Raw genomic sequence first — 12,511 nt, forward strand, 5'->3', positions numbered from 1 at the left:
AAGGCGCATAGAGCGCCTTTGTTCTTTACTGATAATGTTCGTACATTTTATCAAGCGGCTCTGATAAGCCATTCTCTTGCACCACACGTACATGATGGCGAGCAAGCTCTCTGGCACTTGATACTCCACAAGAATGAGCAATGAGCCCTGCACCGTAGTGAATATATTTATTATAGTTAGCGACGCGCTGTGCTTTGTCCGTTACGTCTAAACCTCGTTGTAAGCGTTCATTGTGCGTTGTTATGCCAGTAGGGCAAGTATCTTTATTACATTGCAGTGCTTGAATACAGCCCAATGAAAACATATGTCCGCGCGCCGAAACAATAAAATCAGCACCCAGTGCAAGAGCCCATGCAACCTTTGAAGGTACAATTAACTTTCCAGAAGCAATCACTTTAACACGCTCTCTCAGACCATGTTTTTTCAATAAATCAACCACTAAAGGTAGGCTTTCCTTAAGCGGCAAACCAACAGAGTCCATTAAGGGTTGTGGTGCAGCACCTGTACCACCATCCGCGCTATCAATTGTTATGAAGTCGGGTGCTGACTCCATCCCACGATTATTAATTTCACTAAATAAAGTTTCCAGCCACGCATATTCACCAATCACAGCCTTAAAACCTGTTGGTTTACCTGTTGTCGAGCGCACGGTTGCGATCATATCAAGCAAATGAGCGGGTGTTTTAATTTCGGGATGACCATTGGGGCTAATAGAATCATGCCCTTCTGGGATCCCTCGAATTTTAGCAATTTCAGCTGTGACTTTACGGCCAGGCAGCATCCCGCCTTTACCGGGTTTAGCGCCCTGACTCATCTTTATTTCAAACATCTTCACTTGTTCATGCTCAGCGATGGTCTTTAGCTTTTCGAGACTAAGTTTGCCTTGCTCATCTCGCACACCGTATTTAGCTGTACCAATCTGAAATACTATGTCAGCCCCACCTTCAAGGTGATATGGGCTCAATCCCCCTTCCCCCGTATTCATCCAACAACCAGCCAGTTTAGCGCCTCGCGATAATGCTCGCACAGCAGGTTTAGACAGTGCCCCAAAACTCATGCCAGAAATGTTAAATAACGAATTAGTAGAATATGGCTGCTCACAATATGGGCCTAAAGTGACATGGCTAGGTTCAAGCGCTTCTTCATCCAACGTTGGAAATGCACAGTTCATAAACATTACAGTGCCTGTTGTTTCTAAACTTTGTGTTGATCCAAATGCGGTCGTGCGATCCACATTTTTAGCTGCTCGATACACCCAGCTACGTTCTGCACGGTTAAAAGGAAGCTCTTCCCTGTCCATTGCAAAAAAGTACTGACGAAAGAACTCACCTTGGCGTTCAAAAAAATAACGAAACCGTCCTATCACAGGATAATTGCGACGAATAGCTTGCTTAGACTGGGTTACATCACTAATGTAAAAACAGATTATCACCAGCAATCCAACGCCAAGTAAAAAGATAAATAAGCTGGCAAATACATCAATACTGAAAATTATAAAATCACTCATTCAAGGCCCCTTTGTAGTGACGATTTCCTGCAAATCATATAAGTAGTTTAAAATACACGCAATAAACAAAAAGGCGTGTTTTAAACACGCCTTTTTTAAACTCTCTGTCTGTTACGCTTTTTTTGCAAGTTCAGCGTTAATATAAAGCTGAATTTGCTCTTCAAGTACAGACATAGGAACCGAGCCATGACGCAAAATTTGATGATGGAACTCTCGCACATCAAAATCCTGCCCCAGTGCTTGTTCCGCTTCATGACGCAAGCGCTTAATTGTTAGCTCACCAATTTTGTAAGAGAGCGCCTGTGCTGGCCAAGAAATATAACGATCGGTTTCCGTTTTAACGTTATGTAATGACAGTGCAGTATTTTCACTCATAAACTTCATAGCCCGCTCACGGCTCCAGCCATACATATGCATGCCAGTATCAACAACTAAACGTGCAGCTCGCCACATTTCGTAAGTTAGGCGACCAAAGTCACTGTAAGGGTCTTGGTAAAAGCCAGCTTCTATGCCTAAAAACTCAGAATAAAGTCCCCAACCTTCACCAAATGCCGACAAATATGCATTTCGACGATAGCTTGGTAATGACTCAAGCTCAGCATTGAGTGATATTTGTAAATGATGACCAGGCACAGCTTCATGGAGTGTTAACGCTTCTAGTACATAGAGTGGACGTTTATCCAGTGCATACGTATTGACCCAATAGTAGCCGGCTTGATCATCACGACGCGAACCCGAGTATCGTCCGGTCGTATACTTAGGAGCAATACTTTCAGGCACTGGCGCAACGCCATAAGGCATTCTTGGTAAGGTATGGAATAACTTAGGCAATTGTGCATCCATTTTTTTCGCAATATAAGATGCTTCTTTCAATAATTCTTTTGGTGTTTTTGCATAAAACTGCGGATCGGTACGCAAGAAATGTACAAATTCAGCAAAACTACCTTCAAAGCCTACCTCTTTGATTATTTCATCCATTTCTGCACGAATACGCGCCACTTCCTTAAGGCCCAACTCATGGATTTCTTTTGGCGTCATATCAGTCGTGGTGTAGTACTTTGCACGGTTTTCGTAAAATGCTTTACCGTTTGGCGTACTAGAAATACCAATTTCAGTGCGTGCACCTGGTTGGTATTCATCATTAAAGAAGATGAGATAATCTTTATAAGCAGGAATAACTTGCTGTTTAATAATTTTTTTTGCTTGCTGTTGTAAGTTCACGAATTTGCTATGACTCACACCAGCAGTATTTTTTAAAAATGGTTTGTAAAACTCAGACTGAGTGGCATCATCAACAATATAAGCAGTAATTGAATCTTGATACCCTTCTAAAACCGCCTTGGGCTGTGTTAACCCTACTTCAAGGCCTTTACGCATCCAACCAATGTTTTGTTCAAAAAAGCGTGGTATTTGCTGTAATTTTGCTAGATATAGCTCGTAATCACTTGCTTTTGTGTAGTCTGAGCTTGAAATCATAAACGACAAACTTGAGTGAAAACCATACTCAGATGTCAGTGGCATATAATGCGTATTAAAGACATATTCATCGACACTATTTTGTACTTGCCCACGTAAAATCGTTAAATTTATGCGATTTTCTTCCGACAGCTTATCGCGGTCAATTGCATCTAACTCAGCAAGTAATTCAGTATTTTTTTGATATTTTTTCTCAAGAAATGAGGCTGAAAGGTTCTCTAATAAATAACCATCAACACCTTCGGCCTTACCATATGGGTTAATACTCGCTCGATAATCAACAATGTGTTGCGCAACTTGAGTAAACTGCTGATCAGCATCCACTTTTGTTATTTGACATGCGCTTAAGGTACAGGCGAGTGCAACAGCAATCAGTGAATGATTTAATGTTCTAGATAGGGTTTGTCTCATGGGCTTCTTATTCATTTTAATCTTTATCGATAAAGTAGCGTAGCATGTGAAAAAACCCAAACAAATGCGACCAAGCCCACCTAAAGTACGGTCAAATAAACACCATTGCAGAATCAACAATGTACAGTGTTTATACAGCTCTCAGTTACACTTGTTAAAGTTGCTGATAAAATCAACTAATGGACCCAAACGAAACAAATTTATGTTCCAAAGTTAGCGATTTTGCTTTTAAATAGACTCATTACAGATTACTGTAGACTAATATACCCAAATTAATTGAACACAAATTATCAATATAATTTGCGGATTATTGCTTGGAAGCAAAAGAAACCTTACGGAGGAGATGATTTTATGGTTGTTATGCGTATTTAGTGGTATTGAAAATGATGTTCCATGATTCCATGGTAATTGCCCAAGAAAAAATGACGAAGGTGTGTATCTTTTTAGAACATCACGCATTACCGCCGTCGCCGCTAAATTACCAAGTAGTTTACACTTACGTCAGCCAAGTAAACCCTAAACTCAATGCCACTCTCGACCGTGCAATAGCCCAAAAAGTCTCTATCGATTCAGTTTATATAGAACAGCTTTATTTTGATTTCATTGAGCAAGGCCACAAAATGAAAACGGCCATTGTTCGCAACGTTGACTCTGTTATTAATTCCTTATCTCGCGGCGCAAATAATAATGAACAACACATTGTTCGTTTTGCCGAGCATATAAATGATTGTGTTCATGCAATTGATGAGAACAACAAAGAACAAACACGCCACGCGTTAAAAATGCTGAGCAAGCAATCTGAGCAACTACTTGCTCAACATCGTCAATTTAAACAAGAAATAGCCAAAGCCAAGTCGTTACAAGAGAAAACACAAAAACAGCTCACTCAATTACGTAAGCAACACATAACTGATCAGCAAACAGGTTTATACAAGCGTCATTATTTAAACCAACAGACACAGTTATGGCTCGGCCAAAACAAAGCGATATGTGCAATTGCGATTCATATCGAAAACCTTGACCATTTTATTGATAATTATGGTGATGTCATTGGCGAGGTTATTTTGAATAAAGTCGCCAAGCAAGTACAAAAATATGTACTTGAAAGTGGTTTACCTGGCCGTACAGGCAAAGATGAATTTACTATCTTACTTGCCGACATAGAGCCTGAAACGGCCAATGTCATTGCTGAAAAAGTCCGTAATGGCGTTGAGAAGCTTCGTTTTGTTAGTTCAAAGAATGGCACTAAATTACCTCCAATCCACTTAGCCCTTGGTATTGCCAAATATGAAAACGAGGGTGACTTTACCAATCTTGCCCGCAAAGCATCTCATGCAGCAGCGAAAGCTAAATCTCTGGGTCAAAGCAGTTTCATCGCAGGCCAGTAACCCTGCGCTTAATCATAAAAATAATCGCTAATCTGGTGATTTAGTTATAATCAAATTGCACCCTACAGCCACAATCAAGTACACTAGACTTTATTGCCACGATAGAGATTAATCATGAACGAGAATCGAGAAAAGACCACGCATTTTGGCTATAAAACCGTTGCTGAAAACGATAAAGCATCCATGGTTGCAGATGTATTCCACTCAGTTGCAGCAAAATATGATGTAATGAATGATCTCATGTCGTTTGGTATTCATCGTTTATGGAAACGTCAAACCATAGCAAGCTCAGGTGTTCGCAAGGGTCATCGCCTATTAGACCTAGCCGGTGGCACAGGTGATTTAACAGCTAAATTCAGCCAGCTTGTCGGTGATACAGGACAAGTCGTTCTTGGTGATATTAACTCTTCAATGCTTAAAGTTGGCCGTGAAAAACTAAGAAACCTAGGCCACGTTGGCAATATTGAATATGTGCAAATGAATGCCGAAGCACTGCCATTCCCTGACAACAGCTTTGATTTAATCACTATCGCATTCGGCCTGCGTAATGTGACCGATAAAGATAAAGCACTACGTTCAATGTATAGAATTCTTAAGCCTGGTGGCCGTTTATTAGTACTTGAATTTTCAAAGCCTGAACAAGAAATTCTCAGCAAAGCTTACGACTTCTACTCGTTTAACATCCTACCTAAAATGGGCCAACTTGTTGCTAATGACAGCGAGTCATATCAATACCTTGCAGAATCTATTCGCATGCATCCAGATCAAGAAACACTCAAAGATATGATGGAAGACGCAGGCTTTGAACAAACGAGTTACCAAAACCTAACAGGCGGCATTGTCGCCCTGCACCGCGGCTTTAAATACTAAAAGGCATAATTATGTTAGCAAATGCTCTATTATCACTGGTAGAACGAGTTGTTAATCATGTCTTGCAGCTAGATACCTCTTTGAAAGATAGATTAGCTGCTATTGCCGATAAGCAATTGCTCATAGAGATCCGCGACTGGCAACAGCGCATTTTGTGCGTTTACAGCAACGAGCAAATGCATTTATACAGCACTGAGGAACTGAGTTTTGATTGTATGATCAGTGCTGATATAAATACACTTTTAGCACTCAAAAACCCCGCAATGCTGACTCAGCTAATTCGCCAAGATAAATTAGACTTACAGGGCGATTTAAATATAGCGCAAGGGTTCAGTAATGCGTTTGCAGAGCTTGATATTGATTGGCCAGAGCATTTCTCACGTTATATTGGCGACGCGCCTGCTCAACAACTATGGCTTTCATTACAAACGCTCAAAACACGTGGCGTGCAAATAAAAAGCAAACTTGAAAAAACACTCACAACGTTATGCCAAGATGAGCTAGCCGTTACAATCCACCCGCTTGAATTAGCAGAGTTTAAACAACAAAACCGTCAATTAAAAAGCCAAGTATCTCAACTGGAGATGCGAGTCAATGCGCTATTGAAATCATGCTAGTTTGCTAAGGATATTGTGTGTCTACTACACGTCTATATTTCATCACTAAAACATTACTTTGCTACGGCCTTGATGAGCTCATCCCACAAAAAAAAGTACCTTGGTTTGCCAAACTTGCCCGCGGTAGTTTATTTTGGTTGCGTAACCAACATAAAGATAAACCTGCAGGGATGCGTTTGCGTTTAGCCTTGCAAAAACTCGGCCCTGTATGGATTAAGTTTGGACAAATGCTTTCAACCCGTCGTGATTTACTCCCTCACGATGTCGCTCTAGAATTAGCGTTATTACAAGATCAAGTCGAACCATTTGAAGGTGAGCTTGCTCAACAGCTGATTGAAAAAGCACTTGGTATTGACGATATTAGCGAATTATTTAGCGATTTCTCGCAAACACCACTGGCATCCGCTTCCATTGCACAAGTACATACTGCCACCTTAATTGATGAGCAAGGTGCACCACAAGATGTGGTGATCAAAGTGATCCGTCCTAACATCAAAGAGCAAATTGATGCCGACTTAATGCTCATGCAAAAAGTAGCAAGGCTGGTTGCCAAGCTACTAAAAGAAGCAAAACGCTTACGTCCAATAGAAGTCGTAAACGAATACAGAAAAACACTGCTTGATGAACTTGATTTAATGCGTGAAGGTGCAAATGCGATTCAGCTGCGCCGTAATTTCGAAGAATCTGACTCACTCTATATTCCTTTTGTTTACAGTGACTATAGTCGCAGTAATGTGCTGGTTATGGAACGCATATATGGTATTCCTGTATCTGATACAGAGGCACTACTTGCACAAAATACCAATATGAAATTACTCGCTGAGCGAGGCGTTGAAGTATTTTTTACACAAGTGTTCCGTGACAGTTTTTTCCATGCAGATATGCACCCAGGTAATATTTTTGTCTCGCGAGAAAACCCGCACAATCCGCAGTATATTGGCATTGACTGCGGTATCGTGGGCACTTTAAACCGTGAAGATAAACGCTATCTTGCAGAAAACTTTATCGCCTTTTTTAACCGTGATTACCGCCAAGTTGCACAGCTGCATGTTGATTCAGGCTGGGTGCCCGCCGATACCTGTATTGAAGAATTTGAGTTTGCTATTCGCACTGTATGTGAGCCTATTTTTAATAAACCACTGGCTGAAATTTCATTTGGCCATGTGTTGGTCAATTTGTTCAACACAGCTCGTCGCTTTAATATGCAGGTTCAACCACAATTAGTGTTACTGCAAAAAACCCTGTTGTATGTTGAGGGACTTGGTAGACAACTTTATCCTCAACTCGATTTGTGGAAAACCGCTAAACCATTTTTAGAAGACTGGGTCAAAGAACAAGTGGGCCCGCTGGCTGTCATGAAAAAAATGTACGCAAACCTACCATTTTGGGCTGAAAAAATGCCCGAATTACCAGATTTAATCTATCAAAACTTAAAGCGTCATCAACAACCTGTACAGTTGCCGCCACAGCCCTCGCCAAAACCTTTACTTTTAAGTATTTTTGCGGGTAGTTGCTTTATTGTATCAGGCCTGTGTTATTTGCAGGATGACCTCATTGCTGCGGGTATCACAACAGCGCTTGCAGTTGTTGGTTTTGCTGCTGCATGGCGAAGCGCATAAACTAAGTGCTATTTATGTTTTGGCGAGTATAATCTAAACAAGTAAATTCATTAAATTTGACAATAATTGGAGTAACCCATGGGTTTTGGTGGTATCAGTATTTGGCAATTAATCATCATCTTAGCAATCATCGTTTTGTTATTTGGCACAAAAAAATTACGTGGCATCGGCGGTGATTTAGGCAGTGCTGTTAAAGGCTTTAAAAAAGCAGTATCTGATGATGAACAAGCAAATTCAAAAAGCGAAAAAATAGAGCAAGCGTCTAATACGCAAAACAAAGAAACCACAGAGAAAAGCAAAGACGACCATAAGGTTTAATCAGCATGGGGATGTGGGAACTCGTTGTTGTAATGATAGTAGGTCTAATTGTTTTAGGGCCTGAGCGTTTGCCTGTGGCGATTCGTACGGTAAACCGCTGGATAAAAACACTAAAGTCAGTGGCTAACTCAGTCAAAGCTGAAGTGAATGAAGAGCTTCGTATCCATGAACTTCATGAAGACTTAAAAAAAGCAGAGCAACAAAACCTACAGGAGCTTTCTCCTGAATTGAAAAGCTCAGTGGACGAGCTGCAAAAAGCAGCCCAATCAGTAACTCACAGTTACAAGAAACGTGCACCCGAACAAGTAGAAACGAAGAATAATGATGAAAAAAAGTGAATTTAATTTCTGCTTTTATGGTCAATGATAATGAAGATGAATAATAAACTATGACCGAGCAAGCTCACACAGGCTTTGTTGGCCACTTAATTGAGTTACGAAATCGACTCATGAAAGCGTTGTTAAGCATTTTACTAATATTTATCGGCTTGGTGTATTTTGCCAACGATATTTATAGCTTTGTTGCAGCGCCATTAATCGCAAATTTGCCTAGCACAGCCACCATGATCGCAACGGATGTAACAGCACCGTTTTTTGCTCCGTTTAAACTCACTTTATTTGTCGCCTTGTTTGCTGCTATTCCAATGATATTGCATCAAGTTTGGAGTTTTATAGCACCGGGCTTATATCAACATGAAAAGCGTATGCTCATGCCTATTCTAGCATCTAGCATTTTGCTATTTTATAGTGGAATCGCATTTTGCTACTTTGTAGTGTTGCCTATTATTTTAGGATTTTTCACTAGCACGGGCCCTGATATGATGACATTAGCGCCTGACATTAGTAGCTATTTAGGCTTTGCTTTAAAACTGTTTTTTGCATTCGGCATTGCGTTTGAAATACCTGTGGCTATTATGCTGTTATGTTGGAGTGGCGCAACAACAACAAAAAGTTTAAAAGAAAAACGACCTTATATTGTGGTAGGTGTATTCGTGATTGCCATGTTTTTAACACCGCCTGACGTACTGTCACAAACATTACTAGCATTACCTATGCTGCTATTATTCGAACTAGGCTTAATTTTGGCTGCATTTTACACTGCCAAGCCTCAACAGGAATCAGAGGAATAAAATGAAAAAACAACTCATTCCCATCGTTGCACTATTAACGATTACTGGCACTGCACACGCTAACGAAGTAAATATCCAAGCACTTCAAGCCTGTACTTTCGTTGAAAATGATTTTAATCGCTTACTTTGCTACGACAACATCATGGCAGGTAAATCACTAACAAAGCCTGTAGCCAAAAAACAGCTAGAAAAACCTGTCGCAACCAGCTCTTCTGCTACGGATACTAAAGCGGTTGTAGCGGCAGCACCTACTCAACAACCTATCCAAGCGAAAAATGACAGCTTTGGTTTAGAGCACAAAGAAGTCACAAAGGTCAACGATGACGAAATCAGCGCGGTCGTTAAAAGTGTTGAACAAGCTGCTTATGGTGAACTCATTATTGAGCTTGATAACGGTCAGCAATGGCGTCAAGTAGGCTCTGATCGTATGCGCTTAAAAGCAAATGACACAGTGATAATTGAACGTGGTGTTTTCAACTCTTTCTTATTGAAAATCAAAGGTCAAAATCGCTCTATTCGCGTAAAACGTACCAACTAATGACTATTGAGCTTGTTGATGCTGGCGTCAACTTAAGCAATCATCAATTTGATGAGCATCATGATGAAGTGTTACAACGTGCAGCTCAAGCCGGAGTGAAACAGATGCTATTGATTGGCTGCGATATACAGAGCAGCCAAGCATCATTACAACTTGCAAAACGCCACTCCCTGCTGTGCACCTCAGGTATTCATCCCCATGATGCAAAAACGGCTGATATATCTTTAGAACAGCAACTGACCTTACTAGCAAGTCACCCAGAAGTCGTTGCCATTGGCGAGTGTGGACTCGATTATAACCGTGACTTTTCACCACGCGATGTACAACGTGCCGTATTAAGAAGACAACTCGCTCTTGCTGAAACACTTAATATGCCTGTCTATTTACACGAGCGCGATGCGAGCAACGATATGCTCGCAATACTCAATGAGTATAATGTAAAAGGAGTGCTTCACTGCTTTACGGGTGATGAGCTTGCACTTCAACGTTACTTAGAGAAAGGTCTTTATATAGGCGTTACTGGCTGGGTGTGTGATGAGCGCAGAGGAGAGCAATTACAGTCATTAATACCAAGCATACCACTAGAGCGTTTATTAATTGAAACAGACGCGCCTTTTTTACTTCCAAGAACAATAAAACCGAAACCAAAATCGCGTCGTAATGAACCCAGTTATTTAACCTATGTTTGTCAGCAAATTGCTGATTTAAAAGGCTGCGAATTTACTGAGGTGGCAAAACAAACTACACTCAACTTTCAGCAATTATTTTCCGTTAGGGGATAAAATGACACGCCTATGGTCACTGTGTAGCGTACTCTTTGTTGTTTTATTTAGTCCCTATTTAGTGGCTAATCCTATTAATGTTGGCATTGATTTCAAGTCTCAGCAGCTTTTAAATGTTGAGTACACCCTTGCGCCTAGCACTGAACAACAGATTCTTAATAACAATCAAATAGAGTGGCTAGACAGTGATGGAACATCCCTTAATTTGGGCATGAATTTAACCCCTGTCTGGGTAAAACTCGCAATAAATAATACTTCCCTTACAGATATCCCCGTTATTTTATCTATTGATAACCCCCTCTTAGATGAAGTTAACGTACTTCATACTCAAGGCAGTAAAACTATTTTTTTCACAAAGATAGGCGATGCATTACCGCTTGCTAATCGGCAAATAAAGAGTGAATCTTTGCTAGTGTCGCTCACACTCCCTAAAGCAAGCCATACTACGGTCTATTTACAAGTAAAGAATGATGCAGGACTACGTATCCCTTTAAGTTTATGGTCACCAAACGAGTATCTAAAACATAAAACGAAGTTTAACTTACTCTATGGTTTGCTGGTTGGTTTTATCTTGTCGCTTGCAATAACAAACTTTGTTTTATATGGTTTTTCTAGACGACATTATTTTGCTTATACAGGCATATTGCTCACTTTGCTTTGGCTTACACTCGCTTACCTATACGGCTATGGCTATCGCTACTTACAGCCTGATGGCATATCATTCCAGCAACTCGCCATTCCTAGTTTACTGTTTATAAGTAGCACTTTATTTGCACCGCTGCAACAAACTATTTTTGGTCCAGCTAAGCGCCGGCTTATACATGGGTTAGGGTATACAATAGTACTACTCAGCCTGTTTTCGTGGTTTCTACCCGTTCATATTGCTCTGTCGTTATGTTTATTGAGTTTACCCATTTTTCTTAGCTTAATTGCTGCCGTGTCAGTTAAACACTATAACTATCATTACAAGCAGCCTTCTATAGCTTACTTAATTGCAATCAGCGCTTTTTTCTGTGCCATTATTTACAGCGCCTTAGGTGTATTTAATCCCTTTGATTTAAACATTGGCGTGTTATCGCTCACTTTTGTGTGCTTTTTAATATGTAGCCTTAGCTTGAGTTACGCCGTGATAAAAATGTTTTTAATGCAGCGAGACGCTGAAGTAAGTGCACAGCAAAATGCCCTTGCAGAAAGTAAAGCGCAAGACACCCTCATGCGTGAGCGTTTAGCGATACAAGAGCAAGCGAGGCAAGACTTAGAAAGCAACATTGAAGAACGTACATTTGAGCTGCAAGTAACATTAAGAGAGCTTGAAGAGAAAAACCGAGCTCTCGAACAGCTCAATATGGAAGATGCATTAACAAAAACAAAAAACCGTCGTTACTTTGATAAAAAGCTATTGATGGATATACGTCGCTCAAGACGCGAGCAAACCCCCTTAAGTATTATAATGTTCGATATTGATCACTTTAAAGCGATTAATGACAACTATGGACATTTAACAGGGGATCAAACAATTCAGGCTGCTGCAAATATTATAAAAACCCACTTAAAACGTCCTCTTGATGATGTAGCAAGATATGGCGGGGAAGAATTTGTTGTACTGTTGCCCAACACCCCTCATCGAGGCGCATTAGAAATTGCCGAGCAAATACGCAAAGCTGCTCAGAACACTGATATAATAGTCGCCGGAACAACCATTAAATTTACATTAAGTGCAGGCGTTTACAGCGCGATTGCTGAAGATATAAATAACCCAAATTTATTCACTGACTATGCCGATAAAGCCCTTTATCATGCCAAGCAATCAGGCCGAAATCGTGTAGTTAGTTATCCTCTACCAGACTAGGAGCATT

General features: G+C 40.5%; 12 protein-coding genes. 10 read left to right on the forward strand and 2 right to left on the reverse strand.

The features are described 5' to 3' along the window. Positions 1-25 precede the first annotated feature (25 nt). Together LY624_RS16540 and LY624_RS16545 are read right to left on the reverse strand one after the other, a co-directional pair. Entirely contained in the window at positions 26-1,507 is a 1,482-nt protein-coding gene (locus LY624_RS16540; protein ID WP_130150970.1) for an FMN-binding glutamate synthase family protein, read from the reverse strand. 111 nt (positions 1,508-1,618) lie between these two features. Beyond that, positions 1,619-3,394: a DUF885 domain-containing protein gene (locus LY624_RS16545; RefSeq protein ID WP_341804419.1), complete on the reverse strand. Its 1,776-nt coding sequence runs from the start codon at positions 3,392-3,394 to the stop codon at positions 1,619-1,621. Positions 3,395-3,795: 401 nt separating this feature from the next. Between LY624_RS16545 and LY624_RS16550 the strand changes: the two genes are divergently transcribed. The 10 genes from LY624_RS16550 (at position 3,796) to LY624_RS16595 (ending at position 12,504) form a co-directional block, all read left to right on the forward strand. Then, positions 3,796-4,782, forward strand: a complete 987-nt coding sequence (locus tag LY624_RS16550; protein ID WP_062567552.1) for a GGDEF domain-containing protein — start codon at positions 3,796-3,798, stop codon at positions 4,780-4,782. Between the two features lie 114 nt (positions 4,783-4,896). Continuing rightward, positions 4,897-5,652: a bifunctional demethylmenaquinone methyltransferase/2-methoxy-6-polyprenyl-1,4-benzoquinol methylase UbiE gene (ubiE, locus tag LY624_RS16555; RefSeq protein WP_341803509.1), complete on the forward strand. Its 756-nt coding sequence runs from the start codon at positions 4,897-4,899 to the stop codon at positions 5,650-5,652. Between the two features lie 11 nt (positions 5,653-5,663). Continuing rightward, a complete protein-coding gene (locus LY624_RS16560) occupies positions 5,664-6,269 on the forward strand; it encodes a ubiquinone biosynthesis accessory factor UbiJ (RefSeq protein ID WP_341803510.1) in 606 nt (201 codons plus the stop codon). A 17-nt stretch (positions 6,270-6,286) separates the two neighbouring features. After that, the gene (gene ubiB, locus LY624_RS16565; RefSeq protein WP_341803511.1) at positions 6,287-7,888 is read left to right on the forward strand and encodes a ubiquinone biosynthesis regulatory protein kinase UbiB; all 1,602 of its coding nucleotides are present in this window, start codon (positions 6,287-6,289) and stop codon (positions 7,886-7,888) included. A 78-nt stretch (positions 7,889-7,966) separates the two neighbouring features. Beyond that, entirely contained in the window at positions 7,967-8,206 is a 240-nt protein-coding gene (gene tatA, locus LY624_RS16570; RefSeq protein WP_341803512.1) for a Sec-independent protein translocase subunit TatA, read from the forward strand. A 5-nt stretch (positions 8,207-8,211) separates the two neighbouring features. After that, positions 8,212-8,544, forward strand: coding sequence for a Sec-independent protein translocase protein TatB (gene tatB / locus LY624_RS16575; RefSeq protein WP_341803513.1), 333 nt, complete (start codon positions 8,212-8,214; stop codon positions 8,542-8,544). Between the two features lie 50 nt (positions 8,545-8,594). Then, complete coding sequence (tatC, locus tag LY624_RS16580; RefSeq protein WP_130150963.1) at positions 8,595-9,335, forward strand: twin-arginine translocase subunit TatC; 741 nt, start codon at positions 8,595-8,597, stop codon at positions 9,333-9,335. A 1-nt stretch (position 9,336) separates the two neighbouring features. Next, positions 9,337-9,873, forward strand: coding sequence for a hypothetical protein (locus tag LY624_RS16585; RefSeq protein WP_341803514.1), 537 nt, complete (start codon positions 9,337-9,339; stop codon positions 9,871-9,873). Continuing rightward, the gene (locus tag LY624_RS16590; protein WP_341803515.1) at positions 9,873-10,655 is read left to right on the forward strand and encodes a TatD family hydrolase; all 783 of its coding nucleotides are present in this window, start codon (positions 9,873-9,875) and stop codon (positions 10,653-10,655) included. Before LY624_RS16585 ends, LY624_RS16590 begins: the two co-directional genes overlap by 1 nt. Position 10,656: 1 nt before the next feature. Further along, positions 10,657-12,504 (forward strand): sensor domain-containing diguanylate cyclase, encoded by a 1,848-nt coding sequence (locus LY624_RS16595; protein ID WP_341803516.1) that lies wholly within the window; start codon positions 10,657-10,659, stop codon positions 12,502-12,504. The last annotated feature ends 7 nt before the right edge of the window (positions 12,505-12,511 follow it).

It is taken from the genome of Pseudoalteromonas sp. N1230-9 (genome assembly GCF_032716425.1).
In the GTDB taxonomy this organism is placed as follows: domain Bacteria; phylum Pseudomonadota; class Gammaproteobacteria; order Enterobacterales; family Alteromonadaceae; genus Pseudoalteromonas.